Genomic DNA, 21070 nt, shown 5'->3' on the forward strand with positions numbered 1-21070 from the left:
CGTCGCCGCGCAACAGCCCGAGTTCCTTCGCCTCCATCGCGGAGGTCGAGACCTTGCCCATAGCGATGGTTTCGAACACGCGCTTGAGTTCGGCGAAGACATCGCCGTTCGCGCCCGCGGCATCGGAGGCGCGCACCGCCAGCTCCTTCAGCCCGCCGCCGGCCGGCAACAGGCCGACGCCGGCTTCGACCAGGCCGATGTAGCTCTCCAGGTGCGCGACGGTTTTCGCGCCGTGCATCTGGAATTCGCAGCCGCCGCCCAGCGCGAGGCCGCGCACGGCCGCGACCACGGGCACCAGCGAATACTTGATCCGCTGGCTGGTGGCCTGGAAGTTCGCAACCATCGATTCGAAGCCGGCGACGTTGCCCGCCTGCAGCAGGCCCAGCGCGCCGGCGAGGTCGGCACCGGCCGAGAACGGTTCCTTCGGCTGCCACAGAACGAGGCCGGCGAACTTGCGTTCGGCGATGCCGATCGCTTCCTGCAACCCGTCCAGCACCTGGTCGTTGACCGTGTGCATCTTGGTCTTGAAGGACACGACGGCGATGTCGTCGCCCGCATCGGTCCAGAGGCGGATGCCGTCGTTCTCGAACACGGTCTCGCCGGGGTCGAAGCGCTCGCCCAGGAGCGGGTCGGGGAAGCGCTGGCGCTTGTAGACGGGTAGCGGGGAGCGCGGCAGCTTGGCGTTGCGCGCCGGGCTGTAGCTGCCTTCGGCGCCGTGCACGCCGTCGCGGCCGTCGAACACCCAATCCGGCAGCGGTGCGCTGCTCATCGCCTTGCCGGCGACGATGTCCTCGGCGATCCAGTCGGCGACCTGTTTCCAGCCGGCGGCCTGCCAGGTTTCGAACGGGCCCAGCGCCCAGCCATAGCCCCAGCGGATCGCGAAGTCGACATCGCGCGCGGTTTCCGCAATCGATTCAAGCTGGTACGCGCAATAGTGGAACAAGTCCCTGAACAGTGCCCAGAGGAATTGCGCCTGCGGGTGTTCGCTGGCGCGGAGCCTGGCGAACTTCTCCGCCGGATCCTTGAGCTTGAGGATTTCGACCACTTCGGGCGCGGCGATGCGGTCGGCCGGGCGGTAATCCTGCTTCTGCAGGTCGAGGACCATGATGTCCTTGCCGCCCTTGCGGAAGATGCCGGCGCCGGCCTTCTGCCCGAGTGCGCCCTTGGCGATCAGCGCCTCCAGCCATTTCGGCGAGGCGAAGTATGCGTGCCACGGATCGTCGGGCAGGGTGTCGGCCATGGTCTTGATGACGTGGGCCATGGTGTCGAGGCCGACCACATCGGAGGTGCGGTAGGTCGCGGATTTCGGGCGGCCGATCAGCGGGCCGGTGAGCGCATCGACTTCGTCGAAACCCAGGCCCGCCTGTTCGGTGTGGTGGATCGTTGCGAGGATCGAGAACACGCCGATTCGGTTGCCGATGAAGTTCGGGGTGTCCTTCGCGTACACCACGCCCTTGCCGAGCTGGGTGGTGAGGAAAGCCTCCAGCCCTTCGAGCACGGCCTTGTCCGTCGTGCGGGCCGGGATCATCTCGGCCAGGTGCATGTAGCGCGGCGGGTTGAAGAAGTGCAGGCCACAGAACCGATGTCGAAGTTCTTCCGGAAGAACATCCGACAAGGCATTGATTCCCAAGCCGGAGGTATTGCTCGCCAGGACCGCGTGCGCGGGCACGAAGGGGGCGATCCTGCGATAAAGCTCCTGCTTCCAGTCCATGCGCTCGGCGATGGCCTCGATCACCAGGTCGCAGCCCTTCAGCAGTTCCAGCCCGGTGTCGTAATTGGCCGGCACGATCGCGGCGGAGAGCGATTTCGATGCAAGCGGGGCCGGGGAGAGTTTGCCCAGATGGTCGATGGCCTTGAGCACGATGCCGTTCGGGTCGCCTTCCTTCGCGGCGAGGTCGAACAGCACGGTGTCGACGCCGGCGTTGGTCAGGTGCGCGGCGATCTGCGCGCCCATGACGCCGGCGCCGAGCACGGCCGCCTTGCGGATACGGAGGGGCGGGTGACTCATGGAAGACTCCGGATTGAAGAGGGGATGTCGGTAGGTTGATGCCGTTGATGAAAAGTGCGGCCATGGATGGCCGCTCTGGACGATACGAAGCAGTGGTGCGTCACCATGGGCGACCTGTCCGTGGAAGCAGCGATCATGGACGATCGCAGAGGCAAATCCTCAAGCCCTGAGCCCCGCGGCGGCGAAGCGCACGAGGTGCTGCGCCGCCTGCTCGCGATGACTGCGCTCGCTGACGTCGCTCTTGCGCTTGATCATGCCGAAATCGGCCATCGCATAGGTGAGGGCGCCGGCGACGATATCGAGTCGCCAGTACAATTCTTCCTTGTCGAGGTTCGGCAGCAGGCGCGCGAACGCGGCGGCGAAATCGCGCAGCACATGGCCGTAGTTGTCGGAGAGGAACTTGCGCAGGCGCTCGTCGTGCTCGGCGTAGGCGCGCGCGAGCACGCGCACGAAGGCGGCGCCCCCGGCGCTGTCCATCGACTGTTCGAGTGCCGGCCGGATGAACGCGTCGAGCACGTCCTCGAGCGTGTGCTCCGAGCGCGCCTGCACGGACGCGAGCGCGGCGAGTCGGTGGCGGTTGAGCTGGTCGAGGCGGCGGCGGAACACCTCCTCGATGAGGCTCTCCTTCGAGCCGAAGTGGTAGTTGACCGCCGCGAGGTTGACCTTCGCCGCCGCGGTCACCTGGCGCAGGGAAGCACCCGCGAATCCGTGCCGCGCGAACAGGGTTTCGGCGACGCCGAGGATGCGTTCCTTGGTCGAAAAGCTGGGGGTTGCGCTGCGCACGGGCCGCGAATTCCGGGGTCAAACGATCGTTTGAATGTTAGGCGAGGCGACCGCGGACGGTCAAACCCTGCACGCGGCGGTGTCCAACGCGCCATTAATTAGCTAGAATCTTGCACGATAATGTGAGCTAAGCCCGCGGATTGGCGCGGATTTGGCGATATAAGAGCATCCGGGCGCCCGAAGGCTGCCCGGTCGTCCCGCAGAAAACCGACCTCACTGGAGAAACCGGCACATGGCGCTGGAGCGCACCCTTTCGATCATCAAGCCCGATGCAGTGGCGAAGAACGTCATCGGCGAGATCTACACCCGCTTCGAGAAGGCGGGCCTCAAGGTCGTCGCGGCGAAGATGAAGCACCTTTCGCGCAAGGAAGCCGAAGGCTTCTACGCGGTCCACCGCGAGCGCCCGTTCTTCAATGCGCTGGTCGAATTCATGATCTCCGGGCCGGTGATGATCCAGGTCCTCGAAGGCGAAGGCGCGGTGCTGAAGAACCGCGAACTCATGGGCGCGACCAACCCGAAGGATGCCGCGCCGGGCACGATCCGCGCGGATTTCGCCAGTTCGATCGACGCCAACGCGGTGCACGGCTCCGATGCGCGCGAAACCGCAATGGTGGAAATCGCCTACTTCTTCGCCGACACTGAGATCTGCACGCGCTGAGGAAAGCGAACGTGACGATGGCCAAGGCCAACCTGTTCGACTACGACCGCAAGGGGCTGCGCGACCTGTTCGCGCAGCTCGGCGAGAAGCCGTATCGCGCCGACCAGGTCATGAAGTGGGTCTACCACCGCCACGTCACCGACTTCGCGCAGATGACCGACGTCGGCAAGGCGCTGCGCGACAAGCTTTCCGGCGCGATCGAGATCGCGCCGCCGAACACGATGTTCGAGAAGCAGGCGAGCGACGGCACGTACAAGTGGCTGCTCGGCATGGACGGTGGCAACGCGATCGAGACGGTGTTCATCCCGGAGACCTCGCGCGGCACGCTGTGCGTGTCCTCGCAGGTCGGATGCGGGCTCAACTGCCAGTTCTGTTCGACCGCGACGCAGGGCTTCAACCGCAACCTGTCCGCGGCCGAGATCATCGGGCAGGTGTGGGTCGCGGCGAAGCACCTCGGCAACGTGCCGCACCACCAGCGCAAGCTCACCAATGTCGTCATGATGGGCATGGGCGAGCCGCTGCTGAACTTCGACAACGTCGTCACGGCGATGGACGTCATGCGCGACGATCTCGGCTTCGGGCTCGCCAACAAGCGCGTGACGCTGTCGACCGCGGGCCTCGTGCCGATGATCGACCGGCTGTCGGAATCGAGCGACGTCTCGCTCGCGGTTTCGCTGCACGCGCCCAACGACGAATTGCGCACCGAACTCGTGCCGCTCAACAAGAAGTACCCGATCGCCGAATTGCTCGCTGCGTGCGCGCGCTACGCGTCGCGGCGGCCGCGCACGACGATCACGTTCGAATACACGATGCTCAAGGGTGTCAATGACAAGCCCGAGCATGCGCGCCAGCTGATCAAGCTCATGCGGAAGCTGCCCGCCAAGGTGAACCTGATTCCGTTCAATCCGTTCCACGGCACGCGCTTCGAGCGTTCCGAGGAAGCGGACATCCGTGCATTCCAGAAAATCCTGCTCGACGCGGACGTGCTGACGATGGTGCGTCGCACGCGTGGCGACGACATCGACGCGGCCTGCGGGCAGCTCAAGGGCCAGGTGATGGACCGTACGCGACGCCAGGCGGAGTTCCGCCGCAAGCTCGAGGGAGGCGTCGCCGATGCGGCTTGATCGGATGTGGCCAACGGTGGTCGTGGCGATCGCGATCGGCCTCGCCGGCTGCCAGAGCGGGCCGGAGAGCACGGTCAAGCGGGACGACCCCGCCACGCAGCGCGACGATGCGGCGCGCGTGCACACCGAACTCGGCCAGAAGTACATGCAGCAGGGCAAGCTCGAACTCGCCCTCGAGAAGTTGAACAAGGCGCTGCAGTTCAACCCGGACTACGTCGACGCGCACACGGTCATCGCGGTGCTCTACGAGAGCATCAACGACATGCCGAAGGCCGAAGAGCACTACCGGCGCGCGGCGCAGCTCAAGCCCAAGAGCGGCGCCGAGAACAACAACTACGGCCGCTTCCTGTGCATGCAGGGCAAGTACGCGGAGGGCCAGGAGTACTTCGCGCGCGCCCTTGCCGACCCGTTCTACCAGACGCCCGCGCTCGCGATGGGCAATGCGGGTACCTGCCTCGCGAAGGCCGGCAAGAACGAAGAGGCCGAGAAGATGCTGCGCCAGGCACTGGCGGTGAATCCGAACGACGCGGAAGCGCTTCTCGCGCTCGGCACGATCCTGTACGGCAAGGGCGAGTACATGAATGCGCGTGCGTTCGTGCAGCGTTTCGAGTCCCTCGCGCCGCCGCGCCCGGATGCGCTCATGCTCGGCCGCAACATCGAGTTGCGCCTGGGCAATGCGAGCGGGGCCAGCGAGTATTCGCGCAGGCTGCTGCGCGGATTCCCGAATTCGGCGGAAGCGAAGACGCTGAGTTCACAGGGGTAGGGCGCCGTGGGTAGCGACGAGCAGGATCAGGCCGCGGGCCTTCGGGCCGCGGGATCCGACGCAACGAAGGGGAGCCCGCAGTGGACGTGCGGGGCGGAAGAGGCGGACGCGGAGTGCAGCCAGTTGAAGCTGCCCCTGTCCAGAGGAATCCATCCGATGAGAGCCGAAGAGGCCAGCGAAGTGAACGAACATTCCGAACTGCAGGCCGTTCATGCAGAGGCGTCGCCGATGGACCTGCGCGAGCGTGTCGAAGCGCCGCTCGGACGGCGGCTCGTGGCCGCACGCGAGAAGCGCGGCCTGACGAGTGCCGACGTGGCGACCCGCCTCAAGCTGCCGCTCAGGCTCGTCGAACGCCTCGAGCGCGACGATTACGCCGGCATCAGCGACGGCGTGTTCCTGCGCGGCTACCTGTCGAGCTATGCGCGGCTCGTCGGCGTGCCCGAGGAGCAGGTGTTGCGCGTCGTCGAAACGCATGCGCTGACGGCGCCACTCGTCGCGACCGGAACGATTTCGCACACGCGCTACCTGTTCGAGCGCTATTCGGGCAGCGCGACCTACCTCGTTCTCACGGCGATCATCGTGGTGCCGGCCGTGTGGCTCGCGACGCACGGCGGCATCGAGCAGAACCTCGTGCGCACCACGCCGCTCGATCCGCCCGCGCGTGTCGCGCTCGCCGAGCCGGGCGCTGCGTCGATGCCGGCGTCGACCGGAACCGCCGGCCCCGTGTCGAAGCCCATGGACGCCAACGACGCGCCGCCGCTGTCGAGCACCACGACGACGCCGGATTCTCCCGCACTCGAGCAGGCGCCCGTGGTCGCGTCGATGACCCCGTTCCCTTCGGTCGCGTCGAGCGCGCCGGAGGCGGAAGGCCGGGCGACGGGCGCGGGCGCGCACCTCATCCATCTCAAGCTCGCCGAGCAGAGTTGGGTCGAGATCACGGCCGCCGACGGTCGTCGACTCGAGTACGGCATGCTCGCCGCCGGCAGCGAACACAGCTATCGAAGTGACACGCAGGTGGCGGTGCGCATCGGCAACGCGCAGGGTGCGCAGGTCAGCGTGGACGGCAACGCCTTCGATCTCGCGCAGTTCCAGCGCGGCAACGTCGCGCATTTCAAGCTGCTTGCCGACGGCAGCGCCGCGCGCCCGGCGCGCGCCGAGCAGTAGCCGTCGGAGCCGGGACCTCCGCGGGTCCGACGCGCGCCGGTGAGCGTTCGCTGAACCGGAGCGCCGTCACGGCTGCCGTACGGCGCGCTGCCGCGGTTTCCTGATAACCTTGTCCGCCTTTGGGCCGGTCGCATGGCGGCCGGCTTTCCGCATCGATGTCCTTCCGGGTGAATGCATGTCTTTCGACGTTCTCGACGAACACGAACAAGGGGAACTGGTCCAGAAGTGGCTGCGCGAGAACGCGGCGGCGATCGCCGCGGGCATCGCGCTCGGCCTGGTCCTGATCTTCGGCTGGCGCCAGTGGAACAACCACCAGGCGAGCCAGAGCGTAGCTGCGGCAAGCCGCTTCCAGGCGCTCACCGATGCCGTCGATGCGAAGAAGACCGACGATGCGCTGAAGGTCGCCGACGATCTGCGCACGGAGTTCCCGAAGTCGACCTATGCCGTGCTCGCGGCCCTGCAGCAGGCTGAGATCGCGGTCGGCAAGAACGACCTCGCCGGCGCGACGACCGCACTCGACTGGGCGCGCGAGCACGTCCGCGACGACAATCTCGCCGCGCTCATCTCGCTGCGCCAGGCGCGCGTGAAGCTCGCCCAGGGCGACGCCGACGGTGCACTCAAGCTCGTCGACGCGGTGCCGAAGGATCGTTACGCGGCGACCGCCGCGGAGATCCGCGGCGATGCCTACCTCAAGCTCGGTCGCGGCGACGATGCGCGCAAGGCGTACCAGGAGGCGCTCGCCAATCCCGAGGACGGCATGATGTCGCAAGGCAACAGCCTCGTCAGGATGAAGCTCGAGGATCTCGGCGGAAGCGCGCCCGAGTCGCCTTCCATCGTCGTCCAGGGCACGGAGAAGCCGGCATCATGAAGCGCACGCTCCTGCTCGCGGCGGCGGTTGCCGTTGCGCTATCCGGCTGTACCTGGCTCAAGGGCCTCGGCAAGAAGGACAACGTCCAGCCACCGACCGAACTCACGGAGTTCACGCCGACGACACAGGTCGACCGCGTCTGGAGCGAAGGCGTCGGCTCCGGCGCCGGCGCATCCGGCGCGAGGCTCGCTCCGGGCGTCGCCGATGGCCGCCTGTATGCGGCGGGCATCGATGGCAGCATCGAAGCGATGGACGCCGCGACCGGCCGCACGATCTGGCATACGCGCCTCGGCGAGCGCCATGGGTGGCGTTTCTGGTCGCGCGGCGGCAATACGCTGCGCTGGGCCGGCGGACCGACCGCCGAGGGCGACCTCGTCGTCGTCGGCGGCCTCGACGGCCAGGTGTATGCGCTGTCGGCGGCCGACGGCGCCGAGCGCTGGAAGGCGCAGATGAGTTCCGAAGTCATCGCCGCGCCGGCGATCGCGAGCGGCATCGTGGTCGTGCGCAGCAACGACGGTCGCCTCGTCGGGCTCGATGCCGCCGACGGCAGCCGCAAGTGGATCTTCGACCAGTCGGTGCCTGCGCTGAGCCTGCGCAGCAATTCGGCGCCGCTGATCGCGAACGGCGTCGTCTACGACGGCTTCGACAATGGCCGCGTCGTCGCCGTGCGCCTCGACGACGGCAACGAATTGTGGTCGCAGACGCTGTCGGGCGGTGAAGGCCGTACCGAGGTCGAGCGCCTCGCGGACGTGGACGGCAACATCGTCGCCGACGGCCAGGCGCTGTACGCCGCGGGCTATCGCGGCCAGCTCGCGGCGGTCGCGCTCGACAGCGGTCGCCCGGTCTGGCAGCGCGACCTGTCCAGCTACACCGGCGCCGCGGTCAGCGGCAACACCCTCGTCGCCGTCGATGCGGACGGCAACGTCTGGGCGTTCGATCGCGAGACCGGCGTCAACCTCTGGAAGCAGGATCAGCTCAAATACCGCTGGCTCACCGCGCCGGCGATACAGGGCAAGTACGTCGTCGTCGGCGACATCGAGGGCTACGTGCACTGGCTCAGCCTCGACGAGGGCAAATTCGCCGCACGCGAGCGCCTGAGCCGGAAACCGATCGAGGCCGCACCGCTCGTCGTCGGCGACCTCGTGTACGTCGAGGACGTGAAGGGTCGCATCGGCGCTTATCGCGCTCGCCAGTAGCCGCGCGTCGGAAGCGTGCTTCGTGCACGTTTTCGACGCCGCGCATCGGGCGTACGCGCAGCCGCGACGCGCGGGCTCGTGCATTCGATTCGCGTGGGACCCGTGCCCGGATCGCCGCTGGCCCGCCGCGGCCGTCCGCGCGGCGACGGCGCCCGTGACGTATCCTGATGCCCCCGTGCCGTCGCCGGCGCGGGGTTCGTTTTTTCCGCGGAGCGAACGATGCTTCCCGTAGTAGCCCTGGTCGGACGCCCGAACGTCGGCAAATCGACCCTGTTCAACGTGCTCACGCGCACGCGCGACGCGCTCGTCCACGACCTGCCCGGCGTGACGCGCGATCGGCACTACGGCGTGTGCCGTCTCGCCGCGACGCCGTTCGTCGTCGTCGACACGGGCGGCTTCATCGAGAACGCGGAAGGCCTCGACAGCCACACGGCGCGCCAGGCGCAGTTCGCGATCGACGAAGCGGACCTCGTCCTGCTCACCGTCGATGCGCGCGATGGCGTGCTTCCGACCGATCTCGCCATCCTCGACCGCCTGCGTCGCTCCGGCAAGCCGATGCTGCTCGTCGTCAACAAGGTCGACGGCCTCGACGAGAACGCGGTGATCGCCGAGTTCTCCGCACTCGGCGTTCCCGATCTCTATCTCACCTCGGCCGCGCATTCGCGCGGGATGACGCCGTTGCTCGCGACCGTGCAGTCGCTGTTGCCGACGGTCGAGGTCGATCCCCTCGCCGAACGCGCCGACGACGGCATCCGCGTCGCGATCGTCGGCCGGCCGAATGCCGGCAAGTCGACCCTGGTCAACCGGCTGCTCGGCGAGGAGCGCGTGATCGCATCCGACGTGCCTGGAACGACGCGAGACTCGATCCGCATCGCGTTGGAACGCGATGGCAAGCGCTATACGCTCATCGACACCGCGGGCATCCGGCGCCGCGCGCGCATCGAGGACGCGCTCGAGAAGTTCAGCGTGATCAAGTCGCTGCAGTCGGTGGAGGCGGCGCACGTGACCGTGCTCATGCTCGATGCGCGCGAAGGCGTGTCGGAGCAGGACGCGACCTTGATCGGCCACGTGCTCGAATCCGGTCGCGCGCTCGTCGTCGCGGTCAACAAATGGGACGGCCTCGACAAATACCAGCGCGAGCAGTGCGTGTCGTCGCTCGCGCGCAAGCTCGATTTCGCGGCATGGGCGCGCCAGGTCTACATCTCGGCGCTGCACGGGAGCGGCATCGCCGAACTCATGAAGGCGGTCAATCGCGCCTACGCGTCGGCCAACCACAAGTTCACATCGTCCGAGCTCACGCGAGCGGTGGAGCAGGCGTACCAGGCCTACCAGCCGCCGCTCGTGCGTGGCCATACGCCCAAGCTCAAGTACGCGCACCCGGGCGGTACGAACCCGCCCACCATCATCATCCATGGTGCGCGCACGAAGCAGATCGCCGAGGGTTATCGGCGCTATCTCGAGAATTTCTTCCGCAAGCGCTACCGCCTCGAAGGCACGCCGGTCCGGATCGAGTTCCGCGACGGCGAGAATCCGTACGCGGGCAAGCGCAAAGAACTCACCGAGGGCCAGCAGCGCCGGCGCACGCGCATGATCCGCAACGCGAAGCGCGGCAAGCGCTGAATCCGGGGTAGGGCATGCAGGCGCGGCCCGCGATCACCGCAGCCATCCTCGCCGGTGGCGCCGGCACGCGGCTCGGCGGCCGCGACAAGGGACTCGAGCCGCTCGCCGGCGTGCCGCTCGTCGCGCATGTCGTCGCCGCAGTGCGCGGCGTGGATGCGTTGCTCATCGTCGCCAACCGCAACCACGATGCGTATTCGCGCTACGCGCGCACGATCGCGGACGCGACGGTCGAGCGCCGCGGCCCCCTCGCGGGCATCGCCGCCGCGTGCGCCGCGTGCGACACGCCCTGGCTGCTGACGCTCCCGGTCGACTGCCCCGACCCGCCGGCCGACCTCGCCGACCGCCTGTTGCACGAGGCGCTCACGCACCTCGCGGCCGCGGTCGTCGTGCACGACGGCGCGAGCCGACAGCCGCTGTTCGCGCTTTATCGCCGCGAGCTCGCTGCTTCCGCAGCAGCCGCCGCCTCGGCGCAGCAGGGCGTGTGGGCATGGCAGGATGCGATCGGTGCGCGCGAGCTTGATTTCGCCGATCGCGGGCAGCAGTTCCTCAACCTCAACACGCCGCAGGACTTCGTCGACCATGCCGCCAGGTCACGCCGAGGCTGAATTCCCGACCGGACTGTCCGTGGCCGAAGCGCGCGCGCGGGTGCTCGCGCTGTGCGCGGCGCGGCGGCACGATGCCGAGCTGGCCGCGCTGGACGACGCGCTCGGGCGCGTGCTCGCCGACGACCTCGTCGCGACGCGCGACCAGCCGCCGTTCGCCCATTCGGCGATGGACGGCTACGCGGTGCGAGGCGCGGACCTGCCTCGCGAAGGCACGCGCCACTTGCGCATCGCCGGACAGATGCTCGCGGGGGCGCCCGGCGACGTCGGTTTCGGCGCGGGCGAATGCGTCCGCATCACGACCGGCGCACCGCTCCCGCGCGACGCGGACACCGTCGTCATCAAGGAGAACGTGCGCGTCGACGGCGACGCGATCGTCGTCTTCGCCGGCGAGCGGGTCGGCGCGAACGTGCGCCCCGCGGGCGAAGACATCCGCGCGGGCGAGGCGGCGCTGCGTGCCGGCGACGCAATCACGCCCGCGCGCCTCGGCGTGCTCGCCGCCTGCGGCTGCACGCATGCACGCGTCGCGCGCCGCCCGCGGGTCGCACTGTTCGTGACCGGCGACGAGCTCGTTCCGCCGGGGCAGCCACTCGGATACGGCCAGATCCACGACAGCAATCGCTACAGCCTCGGCGGGATGCTGCGCGCGCTCGGCATCGAGCCCGAGCCGGTGCGCCACCTGCACGACGATCCGGCGGTGCTGCGTGCAGCGCTGCTCGAGGCCGCTCAGCGCTGCGACGTCGTCATCAGCAGTGGCGGCGTCTCCGCGGGCGAGGCCGATTTCATGCCGGCGCTCGTCGCCGAACTCGGTCGCGTGCATTTCTGGAAAGTACGCATGAAACCGGGCATGCCGATGCTGTGCGGCGGCGTCGCCGACGCGCTCGTGTTCGCGCTGCCGGGCAATCCCGTCTCGACGCTCGCGACGTTCCAGCTGTTCGTGGGTCCGGCCCTGCTCGCGCTGCAGGGGGCGAGCGACGCCGACAGGCGGCCGCACAAGGGACGCCTCGCGATACCGCATGCGAAGCGCCACGAGCGCGCCGAGTACCTGCGTGCACGGCTGGAGTGGCGCGACGACGGCGCCTGCTGGGCGACGCCGCTCGTGCGCCAGGGTTCGGGCATGTTGCGCGGCATCGCCGACGCCGATGCGCTCGTCGCGTTGCCCGAAGGCGCGTGCGAGCTCGCGGCGGGCGCGGTCGTGGATATCCTGCCGTTGCCAGGCTTGAGCTGAACAGATGAACGCGAAGCCATCCGCCGCCGACATCCTCGAGATCGATCCGCGCGCCGCGCACGAGCGCCAGCAGGACGGCGCACTGCTCCTCGACGTGCGCGAGCACGACGAGCGGGCGAGCGGCCGTGCGAGCGGGTCGATCGGCCTTCCTCGCGGCGAGATCGAACGCCGCATCGCGACCGTCGCGCCGTCGCGAGAGCGCGAGATCCTCGCGATCTGTGCGAGCGGCTCGCGCTCGCTGATCGCCGCGACGACCTTGCGCGCGCTTGGTTACGCGCGCGCGTATTCGGTGCGCGGCGGCCATGCGCGCTGGATCCGCGAGGGCCTGCCGATGGAGCGCGGCGAGCTCGAGGCCGACGCCGCGGAGCGCTACGCGCGCCATCTCGCGCTGCCCGAAGTCGGCCTCGCGGGCCAGCAGCGGCTCGCACGCGCGCGCGTCGCGCTCGTCGGGGCGGGCGGCCTCGGCGCGCCGATCGCGCTCTATCTCGCGGCCGCGGGCGTCGGCACACTCACCCTCGTCGACGACGACGTCGTCGAACGCTCCAACCTGCAGCGCCAGGTCATCCATGCGGATGCCCGCATCGGCATGCCGAAAGTCGACTCGGCACGCGATGCGTTGCGTGCGCTCAACCCGTGCGTGCGCGTCGATGCGATCCGCGAGCGCCTGCGAGCGTCGAACGTCGAGGATATCCTGGCCGGACACGACCTCGTCGTCGACGGCGCCGACAATTTCCCGACGCGCTACCTGCTCAGTGCGGCAAGCCTCCGCCTCGGCCTGCCGCTCGTGTACGGCGCCGTGCACCGCTTCAGCGGACAGGTGAGCGTGTTCGATCCGCGCCGCGCGGACTCGCCGTGCTACCGCTGCCTGTTCCCGCAGCCGCCATCCGCGGCCGAAGCGCCGAACTGCAGCGAGGCGGGCGTGCTCGGCGTCATGCCCGGCATCGTCGGTCTGCTGCAGGCGAGCGAGGCGCTCAAGCTCGTGCTCGAGATCGGCGAGCCGCTGGTCGGGCGGCTGCTGTGCCACGACGCGCTCGCGGGAACGTTCCGCGAACTGCGGTTGCCGCGCGATCCCGCCTGTCCCGGCTGCGGCGCCGCAGCCACGTTCGCCGGTTACGACGACGTCGCGCGGATCTGTTCCGCGTAGCCGGGAGGCAGCTGCCCGGCGGCATCCGCCTACGCGTGCCTGCGCTGCGCCTCGGCGAACGCCGCGAGCTGTTCCGGCGTCGCCTCGGGCTGGTGCTTCGCCTTCCACTGCGGGAATGGCTCGCCGTAGATGCGCTCGCGCGCGTCGTCCTTGTCGAGCTCGATGCCGCGCGCTGCGGCGGCCTCGCGATACCAGTCGGCGAGGCAGTTGCGGCAGAAGCCGCCGGTGATCATGAGATCGATGTTCTGCACGTCGGTGCGACGACGCAGATGCTCGACCAGGCGGCGGAACGCGGCTGCCTCGAGTTCGGTTTCGATGTCGGACATGGTGCCTCCTCCGGCTCGCGTGCGGTTTGAGCCGCGCCGCACGGGCGTGGGATAATGCCCGCTTTCGCCTGGAATCGAAATGACCGCGCGACTCCTCGACGGCCGCCGCATCGCCGATGACCTGCTCGACCGCGTCGCCGCCCGGGTCGCCGCGCGTGTCGCGTCGGGCAAGCGTGCGCCGGGCCTCGCGGTCATCCTCGTCGGGGCGGATCCCGCATCCGCGGTCTACGTGCGCAACAAGCGCCGAGCGTGCAAGCACGTCGGCTTCCATTCGTTCGACCACGACCTGCCGGCCGACACGCGCGAGGACGAACTGGTCGCGCTGATCGACCGCCTCAACGGCGATCCCGATGTCCACGGCATCCTGCTGCAGCTGCCGCTGCCCGCGGGCATCCATGCGACGGCGCTGATCGACCGCATCGATGCGCGCAAGGACGTCGACGGCTTCCAGGCCGAGAACGTCGGTCGCCTCGCGTTGCGACAGCGCGGCCTGCGCCCGTGCACGCCGAAGGGCGTGATGACCCTGCTCGCGCACACCGATCGGCCGGTCCGTGGCCGCAAGGCGGTCGTCGTCGGCGTGTCCAACCACGTCGGACGGCCGCTGATCCTCGAACTGCTGCTCGCCGGATGCACCACCACCGGCTGCCACAAGTTCACGCAGGACCTGCAGCACGAAGTCGGCGAGGGCGACATCGTCGTCGTCGCGGTCGGCAGGCCCGGCCTCGTCAAGGGCGAATGGATCAAGCCCGGCGCAGTCGTCATCGACGTCGGCATCAACCGCCTCGATGACGGACGGCTCGTCGGCGACGTCGAGTTCGATGTCGCGGCCGAGCGCGCGTCGTGGATCACGCCGGTGCCCGGTGGCGTCGGCCCGATGACGGTCGCGACGCTGATGGAGAACACGCTCGAAGCGGCCGAGGCCTTTTTCGACTGAAGTCCGGCACGGAGAGTCCGCGCCGCAACGCGAGATGCGCATGATGGTCCTTCGAATTCTTTCCCTCGCCACCCTGATCGCGCTCGGCGGCTGCGCGAGCATCGTCAATCGCGCGAGCCAGCGCCTTGCCGACAGCCTGACCGCCGGCGTCCTCGAGCAGGACGACGTCGACCTCGCGCGCGACGGCATCCCCGCCTGGCTGCTGCTCGTCGACGGCGTGATCCAGGGCGACCCGCAGAACACCGGCGCGCTGCTCGCGGGCTCGCGCCTGTACGGAGCGTATGCGGGTGGTTTCGTCGACGACCCGGCGCGCGCGAAGCGACTCTCGGCGCGCAGCTTCGACTACGCCAGGCGCGCGACCTGCCTCATGGACGCGCCGCTGTGCGAGCGCATCGCCGCGCCGTTCGACGCGTTCCAGGCGCAGCTCCGCACATCGCGCGATGCCGTGGTGCTGTACGGTCTCGCGTCGGCCTGGGCCGGCTGGATCCAGGCGAACAGCGACGACTGGAAGGCGATCGCCGACATTCCGAAGGTGCAGGCGTTGCTCGACCGTGTCGTTGCGATCGCGCCTGCGCATGCACAGGGCGAGCCGTACATGTACCTCGGCGTGCTCGCGACCTTGCGGCCCGCAAGCCTCGGCGGCAAGCCCGAAGAAGGCAGGGCGGACTTCGAGAAGGCGCTTGCATTGTCGGGCGGCCGCAACCAGATGGTGCGCGTCCTGTACGCGGAGCATTACGCGCGCCTCGTGTTCGACCAGGCGCTGCACGACAAGCTGCTCGACGAGGCGATCGCGGCCGATCCGCACGCGCCCGGCCTCACGCTGATCAACACGCTCGCCCAGCAACGTGCGCGCAAGTTGCTCGCATCGGGCAAGGATTTCTTCTGAAGGGCGTTCGCGCCCGCACACGAACCGATGGATACCACCATGAAGCGCTTGAACATGACCCTGCTCGCGGCCGCCCTCGCGCTCGCCGCCGGCGCAGCCGACGCCGCGACCCTGAAGATCGCCACCGTCGCTCCCGACGGCACCGCCTGGATGCGCGAGATGCGTGCCGCGGGTGAGGCGATCCGGAGCAAGACCGAAGGTCGCGTCGAGATGAAGTTCTACCCTGGCGGCGTCATGGGCGATGACGCGACCGTGCTGCGCAAGATGAAGATCGGCCAGCTGCAGGGCGGCGCGTTCACGGGCGGCGAGGCCTCGATCCTGACCAAGGATGCGCAGATCTACAGCCTGCCGTTCATGTTCCGCAGCCAGGACGAGGTCGACAAGGTGCGAGCGAAGCTCGACCCGCTGCTCAAGCAGCAGTTCGCGAAGGACGGCTACGAGCTGCTCGGCGTCAGCGGCGGCGGTTTCGCCTACCTCATGAGCACGCGCGAGATCAAGACGCGCGACGACCTCAAGGCCGCCAAGGTGTGGGTGCCGCTCGGCGACAAGGTCGCCGAACTCGGCTTCAAGGCGGCGGGCGTCACGCCGATCCCGCTGCCGCTGTCGGACGTCTACACGAGCCTGCAGACCGGCCTCGTGGACTCGGCCGCGAACACGACCTCGGGCGCGCTCGCGTTCCAGTGGCATACGAAGATCAAGCACGTCGTCGACCTGCCGCTCAGCTACGTCGTCGGCGAAGTCGTCGTCGACAAGAAGGCGTTCGATGCGATCTCCGCCGAAGACCGGAAGGTCGTGGAGGCGGAGTTCGGTGCCGGCTTCTCGCGCCTCGAGGCGACCAATCGCAACGACAACACCTCCGCGCGCTCGGCGCTCGAGCAGCAGGGCATCCGCTTCGACGCCCCTTCCGAGGCGGAGCGCAAGAACTGGCAGGCGGTCGGCGACGACGTGTTCAGGCAGCTCCAGGGCGAGGGCGCGCTGTCGCCGGAGATGCTCGAGGCGCTGACCGCTGCGCTGGCCGAGGCGCGCGGCGGTTCGATCCGATGACGACGCCTGGCGCGACCCTCGTGCGCTGGATCGAGCGCGTCGAGACCGGCCTCGTCGCCGCGCTCGTGTTCGCGATGGTCGTGCTCGCCGGGGCGCAGATCGTGCTGCGCAATGCGTTCGAAAGCGGCCTGTCCTGGGCGGATCCGCTGCTGCGGGCGATGGTACTGTGGGCGGCGATGCTCGGTGCGCTGGCGGCCGCTCGCGACGACAAGCACATCGGCCTAGATCTCGTCACGCACTTCGTGCATGGCCGAGCGCGACGCCTGCTGCGCGTGGTCACGCTGCTGTTCGCGGCTGCGGTGTCGGCGATGATGGCGTGGCATGGGGTCGGCCTCGTGCGGCTCGACTACGGCGCCGGCACGGCCACCGCGGGCATCCCGAACTGGGCGATCGAAGCGATCGTGCCGGTCGGCTTCGGACTGCTCGCGCTGCGGCTCGCGCTGCGTGCGTTCCTGCCGCCGCGCAGCGATGCGCCCGCGCTCGCGCCGGAGCTGCCGTGACCTGGCTCGTCGTCGGCGCGCTGCTCGTGCTCGCGGCGCTCGGCGCGCCGCTGTTCGCACTGATCGCAGCGGTCGCGCTGCTCGGCTTCCATGGCGCGGGCCAGGACGGTGTCGCGGTCGCGGTCGAGTTCTACCGACTCGCCGACATGCCCGCGCTGATCGCGATCCCGTTGTTCACGCTCGCCGGCTACCTGCTCGCCGAGAGCCAGGCGCCCCAGCGCATGGTGCGCATCACGAATGCGCTGCTCGGCTGGCTGCCGGGCGGCCTCGCGATCGTCGCGGTGATCGCATGCGCGATGTTCACCGCGTTCACCGGCGCGACCGGCGTGACGATCGTCGCGCTCGGCGCCGTACTGTACCCGGCGCTGTTGCAGCAGAAGTATGGCGAGCGATTCTCGCTCGGCCTGCTCACCGCGTCCGGCAGCCTCGGTCTCATCCTCGTGCCGTCGATGCCGCTGATCCTCTACGGCGTCGTCGCACAGCAGTTCCATACCACGCCGCCCGTCACGATCGACGCGTTGTTCAAGGCCGGCGTGCTGCCATGCGCGCTCATGGTCCTGCTGCTCGGCATCTACAGCGTCTGGCACGCCCGGCGCGTCGGCGTGGTGCGCTCGAAGGTCAGCGGCGGCGAACTGCTCGCCGCGCTGCGCGCCGCCGCGTGGGAGATCCCGCTGCCGTTCGTGATCCTCGGCGGCATCTATTCGGGCAAGCTCGCCGCGTCGGAAGCCGCGGCGGCGACGGCCCTGTACGTCCTCATCGTGACCGTGCTGGTCCGACGCGAGATCCCGTTGCGCAAACTGCCGGCGATCGCGCGCGAGGCGATGCTGCTGGTCGGCGCGATCCTCGTCATCCTCGGCTTCTCGCTCGCGCTGACCAACTGGCTCATCGACGCCGAAGTGCCCGAGAAGCTGTTCGAGGCGATCCAGGGGCACATCACGAGCCGGGGCACGTTCCTGCTCATCCTCAACGCGTTCCTGCTCGTGTTCGGCATGCTGCTGGAGGGTTTCCCCGCGATCATCATCCTCGTGCCGCTCGTGCTGCCGGTCGCGCTGCATTACGGCATCGATCCGGTGCACCTGGGCATCGTGTTCCTCGCCAACCTGCAGCTCGGCATCTTCCTGCCGCCGGTCGGCATGAACCTGTTCATCGCAAGCATGCGCTTCGACAAGCCGGTGATCGCGCTCGTGCGCGCGAGCGTGCCGTTCTTCCTGATCCTGTTCGCCGCCGTGCTCGCGATCACCTACTGGCCCGGGCTGTCGCTCGCGCTCGTGCGCTGAGCCGTCGCGGGCGCGCGCCAGCGCTGCAACGCGCCGTCGACGGCCTCCTCTTCGGGCGGCAGCAGGCGAGGGCGGCCGTCCGCTGACAGCATGGCGATCGCCGCGGCGGCGCGGTCGCGCTCGCCCGCGTCGATCCAGCACGCCGCGAGCGTCGCGTGTGCGTGCAGCCGTTCTGCAGGCTTCGCTCCAGCCGCATCGAGCAGGGCGAGCGCACGTTGCGCGTCGTCGCAGCCGCGCTCGACCGCGCCGCCCTCGAGTGCGAGCCAGGTCTGCTCGATGAGCCCGGCGGCGGTCTCGCGCGGGTGATCGCCGCCGATCGCGGCGAATGCCTCGCGATGACGGTGCAGCGATGCGGCCGCGTCGACGAAGCGTCGCGCGTGGCGCTGGGCGCGCGCGAGCAGCAGCCAGGCCTCGGCATGTTCGTCCGCGCCCACGCCCTCGATCGTCGCGCGCTCCGCCCTCAGGCGCGCCAGCACCTCGATCGCCTGTGCGCTGCGACCGGACGCGTCGAGCGCGAGTGCGTAGCCACGCAGCTGGTTGTCCGGGCGGCGCAGCCGCTTGCGCGCCGGGTTGGCGACGCGCCACGCGATCGCGCGCGCGTACGCATCGGCGGATTCGCCCGCCTGCCCATTGCGGTAGAGCGCCGACGCAAGGTTGACGAGCGCTTCGTTCGTGTTCGGATGGTCCTCGCCATAGACGCGTTGCGCGGTCGCGAGCGCCTCCTCCTGCACGGCGACCGCCTCCTCGTAGCGGCCCGCGCGCGTGAGCGCGTAGCTGCGTGCGCCGAGCAGGTAGCTGCGCTCCCAGTCTCCGGGCGCTGTGCGCGCCGCGATCGCGTGCCAGGCGGGGTCGAGCAGGGCGAGTGCCTCGTCCGCGCGTTCGCGCGCGGCGAGGTTGAACGCCCATGGCACGAGCACCTGCCAGTACGGCTCGCTGTCGGTGCCGAAGAGGTTCGCGCGCGACCGAGCGCTGCGGCGAAGGCGGGGCTCCGCTTCGTCCCAGCGCTCGAGGTTGGCGAGCTCGATCCCCGCATGCAGGTCGGCGGTCGCGCGCATCTCCGCGGCCTGGCGCGAATCGCCTGCGCTCAGCGCGAACGCGCGCTCGTCCTCGGCGAGGGCTTCCTCGTTGCGCGATTGCCGGCTCCAGACGGTACCGAGTGCAAGCCGCACGCTCGCCTCGGCGAGGCGGTCGTCGCCCGCGACGCGCAGCGCCAGCGCTTCCTCGAGCAACGGCCGCGCCGCGTCGGGCGTGCCGAGGCCGTTGCGCGCGCGGCCGAGCGCCTCGAGCAGCGCGGCTCGCTGTTCCGGCTGGTTGCCGAGCTTGCGCCGCACGTTGCGCACACCCTCGTCGAGCAGGTCGGCCGGCGTCACGGTCTCGCCGGGGCGCGTGGACGGGTTGGCCGCCTTGAATACGTCGACGAGCACTTCGACGGTGCGGCGTGCGGTCTCCGCCTCGCGTCGCGCGACGTCGCGCTGGGTGGCGGCGACGTGCGCCTGCCAGCTCGCGAGCGCGCCGCCACCCGCGAGTGCGGATGCAGCGATCGCCGCAGCCGTGACGGCGATCGCATGGCGACGCAAGAAGCGCCCGGCGCGGTAGCGCCAGTCGCCACGGCGCGCATGCACGGGGCGATTCGCGAGATGGCGTTCGAGGTCGGCGGCGAGATCGCCGACGCTCGCGTAGCGTTGCGCAGGGTCGTCGCGCAACGCCTTCATCACGATCGCATCGAGGTCGCCGTGCAGGCGCCGGCGCAATCCGCGCGGCGTGAGGCGACGGCGGGCGGCCGCGCGCCCGGTACGCACGCCTCCGCTGCGTGCGAGCGCCGCACTCGGTCGCACGGGATCGACGGCCGGCGTCGAGTGCGTCGCACCCGAGCCTTCGCGCGGCCGGCGACCGGCGAGTACCTCGTACAGCAGCAGGCCGAGCGCGTAGACGTCGACCGCGGTCGTCACGGCCTCGCCGCGAAGCTGTTCCGGCGCCGCGTACTCGGGCGTGAACAGGCGCGTCGCGTCGCCGCCCGCATCGCGCTCGTCGAGCAGCTTCGCGATGCCGAAGTCGAGCAGCTTAACGACGCCGTCATGGCCGACGAGGATGTTCGACGGCTTGAGGTCGCGATGCACGACGAGGCGCTGGTGCGCATGGGCGACGGCCGAGCACACGACGAGCAGCAGGCGCAGGCGCGGCTCGATGCCGAGGCGGCGGCGGTCGCACCACGCGCGCAGGTCCTCGCCGTCGACGTACTCGAGCGCGAGCCATGGCTTGCCGTCCGCGGCGACGCCGCCGTCGACGAGGTGGGCGATGTTGGGATGCTGCAGGCCGGCGAGGATCTGTCGTTCGGCACGGAACCGCGCATGCGTTTCGTCCGCGTCCCAGTCGCCGCGGATGAGCTTGATCGCGACCTGCTGCGCGTAGGCGCCGTCGGCGCGCTCGGCCAGCCAGACGGCGCCCATGCCGCCGCGCCCGATCTCGCGCAGCAGGCGGAACGGACCGACCAGCCGGCCGGCCTGTTCGCGCGCCGACGCGCGGGCCGACTCGGCGGCGATCCGCTCGGCGAGGTCGCGCATCACCTCCGGCGCCTGCGCCGACACGTCCGTGCGAGCGCTCGCGGCCGCATCCGCGCGCAGCATCGAAAGGATTTCGTCACGCAGTTCCGCATCGTCCGCGCACTCGTCCACCAGGCGCGCGTGCCAGCTCGTCTGCGGCAGGTCGGCGAGGGCGTCGAACAGGTGTCGCGCGCGTTGCCACCGTCGTGCGTCCATCGCTCCTCCCGCACCGATGTCGTCGCTTCAACCGCCGCGCACGTCGCGTCGGCTCCAGGCCTCGCGGACGCGTTCGGCGATGCGCGCATAGTGCGCCACGAGCACGGCCGGCGGCGAGGCTGCCGGCGCGCGCCGCGCCGTGCAGAGTGCGGCGAGGTACGACGCGAACTGCGCATCGGCTGCCGCAGG

Annotated in this window: 19 protein-coding genes; 15 read left to right on the top strand and 4 right to left on the bottom strand. The window is 69.6% G+C overall.

Annotated features, from left to right (window positions below):
• Together VI238_RS13600 and VI238_RS13605 are read right to left on the bottom strand one after the other, a co-directional pair.
• Positions 1 to 2008: 3-hydroxyacyl-CoA dehydrogenase/enoyl-CoA hydratase family protein (locus VI238_RS13600; protein WP_331652247.1), on the bottom strand; the 2008-nt coding region annotated here is incomplete at its 3' end.
• A gap of 159 nt (positions 2009 to 2167) precedes the next feature.
• The gene (locus VI238_RS13605; RefSeq protein WP_331652249.1) at positions 2168 to 2791 is read right to left on the bottom strand and encodes a TetR/AcrR family transcriptional regulator; all 624 of its coding nucleotides are present in this window, start codon (positions 2789 to 2791) and stop codon (positions 2168 to 2170) included.
• A gap of 232 nt (positions 2792 to 3023) precedes the next feature.
• Here VI238_RS13605 and ndk point away from each other — a divergent pair, with 232 nt between their 5' ends.
• From ndk to moeB, 10 genes are all read left to right on the top strand, one after another.
• Positions 3024 to 3449, top strand: coding sequence for a nucleoside-diphosphate kinase (gene ndk / locus VI238_RS13610; protein WP_331652251.1), 426 nt, complete (start codon positions 3024 to 3026; stop codon positions 3447 to 3449).
• A gap of 17 nt (positions 3450 to 3466) precedes the next feature.
• On the top strand, positions 3467 to 4573 hold the full coding sequence (gene rlmN, locus VI238_RS13615) for a 23S rRNA (adenine(2503)-C(2))-methyltransferase RlmN (RefSeq protein WP_331652285.1): 1107 nt from the start codon (positions 3467 to 3469) through the stop codon (positions 4571 to 4573).
• Positions 4563 to 5336, top strand: a complete 774-nt coding sequence (pilW, locus tag VI238_RS13620; RefSeq protein ID WP_331652254.1) for a type IV pilus biogenesis/stability protein PilW — start codon at positions 4563 to 4565, stop codon at positions 5334 to 5336. The genes rlmN and pilW overlap by 11 nt, the downstream gene beginning before the upstream one ends.
• A gap of 156 nt (positions 5337 to 5492) precedes the next feature.
• A complete protein-coding gene (locus VI238_RS13625; RefSeq protein ID WP_331652256.1) occupies positions 5493 to 6500 on the top strand; it encodes a RodZ domain-containing protein in 1008 nt (335 codons plus the stop codon).
• Positions 6501 to 6675: 175 nt separating this feature from the next.
• Positions 6676 to 7368: a tetratricopeptide repeat protein gene (locus VI238_RS13630; protein ID WP_331652258.1), complete on the top strand. Its 693-nt coding sequence runs from the start codon at positions 6676 to 6678 to the stop codon at positions 7366 to 7368.
• Positions 7365 to 8564: an outer membrane protein assembly factor BamB gene (bamB, locus tag VI238_RS13635; protein ID WP_331652260.1), complete on the top strand. Its 1200-nt coding sequence runs from the start codon at positions 7365 to 7367 to the stop codon at positions 8562 to 8564. The genes VI238_RS13630 and bamB overlap by 4 nt, the downstream gene beginning before the upstream one ends.
• Positions 8565 to 8783: 219 nt before the next feature.
• Entirely contained in the window at positions 8784 to 10184 is a 1401-nt protein-coding gene (der, locus tag VI238_RS13640) for a ribosome biogenesis GTPase Der (protein ID WP_331652262.1), read from the top strand.
• Positions 10185 to 10198: 14 nt separating this feature from the next.
• Complete coding sequence (mobA, locus tag VI238_RS13645) at positions 10199 to 10789, top strand: molybdenum cofactor guanylyltransferase MobA (protein ID WP_331652264.1); 591 nt, start codon at positions 10199 to 10201, stop codon at positions 10787 to 10789.
• Entirely contained in the window at positions 10764 to 12014 is a 1251-nt protein-coding gene (gene glp, locus VI238_RS13650; protein ID WP_331652266.1) for a gephyrin-like molybdotransferase Glp, read from the top strand. The genes mobA and glp overlap by 26 nt, the downstream gene beginning before the upstream one ends.
• Positions 12015 to 12018: 4 nt before the next feature.
• Positions 12019 to 13158, top strand: a complete 1140-nt coding sequence (moeB, locus tag VI238_RS13655; protein WP_331652268.1) for a molybdopterin-synthase adenylyltransferase MoeB — start codon at positions 12019 to 12021, stop codon at positions 13156 to 13158.
• A gap of 29 nt (positions 13159 to 13187) precedes the next feature.
• On the opposite strand, the gene VI238_RS13660 is transcribed toward moeB, so the two are convergent.
• Entirely contained in the window at positions 13188 to 13484 is a 297-nt protein-coding gene (locus VI238_RS13660) for a DUF1244 domain-containing protein (protein WP_331652270.1), read from the bottom strand.
• A 79-nt stretch (positions 13485 to 13563) separates the two neighbouring features.
• On the opposite strand from VI238_RS13660, the gene folD reads away from it, so the two are divergent.
• From folD to VI238_RS13685, 5 genes are read left to right on the top strand one after another with little or no spacing between them, the layout of a single operon-like run.
• Positions 13564 to 14418 (top strand): bifunctional methylenetetrahydrofolate dehydrogenase/methenyltetrahydrofolate cyclohydrolase FolD, encoded by an 855-nt coding sequence (gene folD / locus VI238_RS13665; protein WP_331652272.1) that lies wholly within the window; start codon positions 13564 to 13566, stop codon positions 14416 to 14418.
• 40 nt (positions 14419 to 14458) lie between these two features.
• Positions 14459 to 15304 (top strand): TRAP transporter TatT component family protein, encoded by an 846-nt coding sequence (locus VI238_RS13670; protein ID WP_331652274.1) that lies wholly within the window; start codon positions 14459 to 14461, stop codon positions 15302 to 15304.
• Positions 15305 to 15343: 39 nt separating this feature from the next.
• Complete coding sequence (gene dctP / locus VI238_RS13675) at positions 15344 to 16348, top strand: TRAP transporter substrate-binding protein DctP (protein WP_331652276.1); 1005 nt, start codon at positions 15344 to 15346, stop codon at positions 16346 to 16348.
• Positions 16345 to 16848: a TRAP transporter small permease gene (locus VI238_RS13680; RefSeq protein WP_331652278.1), complete on the top strand. Its 504-nt coding sequence runs from the start codon at positions 16345 to 16347 to the stop codon at positions 16846 to 16848. Before dctP ends, VI238_RS13680 begins: the two co-directional genes overlap by 4 nt.
• Complete coding sequence (locus tag VI238_RS13685) at positions 16845 to 18125, top strand: TRAP transporter large permease (RefSeq protein ID WP_331652280.1); 1281 nt, start codon at positions 16845 to 16847, stop codon at positions 18123 to 18125. Before VI238_RS13680 ends, VI238_RS13685 begins: the two co-directional genes overlap by 4 nt.
• On the opposite strand, the gene VI238_RS13690 is transcribed toward VI238_RS13685, so the two are convergent.
• A complete protein-coding gene (locus VI238_RS13690) occupies positions 18089 to 20881 on the bottom strand; it encodes a serine/threonine-protein kinase (RefSeq protein WP_331652283.1) in 2793 nt (930 codons plus the stop codon). The genes VI238_RS13685 and VI238_RS13690 overlap by 37 nt on opposite strands.
• Positions 20882 to 21070 lie beyond the last annotated feature (189 nt).

The organism is Dokdonella sp. (assembly GCF_036518555.1).
Taxonomy (GTDB): Bacteria; Pseudomonadota; Gammaproteobacteria; order Xanthomonadales; family Rhodanobacteraceae; genus Dokdonella_A.

What these genes read in the sequence shown, in the direction of transcription:
- ndk (WP_331652251.1), top strand. Translation starts at nt 3,024, where the DNA reads ATGGCGCTGGAGCGCACCCTTTCGATCATCAAGCCCGATGCAGTGGCG.
- rlmN (WP_331652285.1), top strand. Translation starts at nt 3,467, where the DNA reads ATGGCCAAGGCCAACCTGTTCGACTACGACCGCAAGGGGCTGCGCGAC.
- pilW (WP_331652254.1), top strand. Translation starts at nt 4,563, where the DNA reads ATGCGGCTTGATCGGATGTGGCCAACGGTGGTCGTGGCGATCGCGATC.
- VI238_RS13625 (WP_331652256.1), top strand. Translation starts at nt 5,493, where the DNA reads ATGAGAGCCGAAGAGGCCAGCGAAGTGAACGAACATTCCGAACTGCAG.
- VI238_RS13630 (WP_331652258.1), top strand. Translation starts at nt 6,676, where the DNA reads ATGTCTTTCGACGTTCTCGACGAACACGAACAAGGGGAACTGGTCCAG.
- bamB (WP_331652260.1), top strand. Translation starts at nt 7,365, where the DNA reads ATGAAGCGCACGCTCCTGCTCGCGGCGGCGGTTGCCGTTGCGCTATCC.
- der (WP_331652262.1), top strand. Translation starts at nt 8,784, where the DNA reads ATGCTTCCCGTAGTAGCCCTGGTCGGACGCCCGAACGTCGGCAAATCG.
- mobA (WP_331652264.1), top strand. Translation starts at nt 10,199, where the DNA reads ATGCAGGCGCGGCCCGCGATCACCGCAGCCATCCTCGCCGGTGGCGCC.
- glp (WP_331652266.1), top strand. Translation starts at nt 10,764, where the DNA reads ATGCCGCCAGGTCACGCCGAGGCTGAATTCCCGACCGGACTGTCCGTG.
- moeB (WP_331652268.1), top strand. Translation starts at nt 12,019, where the DNA reads ATGAACGCGAAGCCATCCGCCGCCGACATCCTCGAGATCGATCCGCGC.
- VI238_RS13660 (WP_331652270.1), bottom strand. Translation starts at nt 13,484, where the DNA reads ATGTCCGACATCGAAACCGAACTCGAGGCAGCCGCGTTCCGCCGCCTG.
- folD (WP_331652272.1), top strand. Translation starts at nt 13,564, where the DNA reads ATGACCGCGCGACTCCTCGACGGCCGCCGCATCGCCGATGACCTGCTC.
- VI238_RS13670 (WP_331652274.1), top strand. Translation starts at nt 14,459, where the DNA reads ATGATGGTCCTTCGAATTCTTTCCCTCGCCACCCTGATCGCGCTCGGC.
- dctP (WP_331652276.1), top strand. Translation starts at nt 15,344, where the DNA reads ATGAAGCGCTTGAACATGACCCTGCTCGCGGCCGCCCTCGCGCTCGCC.
- VI238_RS13680 (WP_331652278.1), top strand. Translation starts at nt 16,345, where the DNA reads ATGACGACGCCTGGCGCGACCCTCGTGCGCTGGATCGAGCGCGTCGAG.
- VI238_RS13690 (WP_331652283.1), bottom strand. Translation starts at nt 20,881, where the DNA reads ATGGACGCACGACGGTGGCAACGCGCGCGACACCTGTTCGACGCCCTC.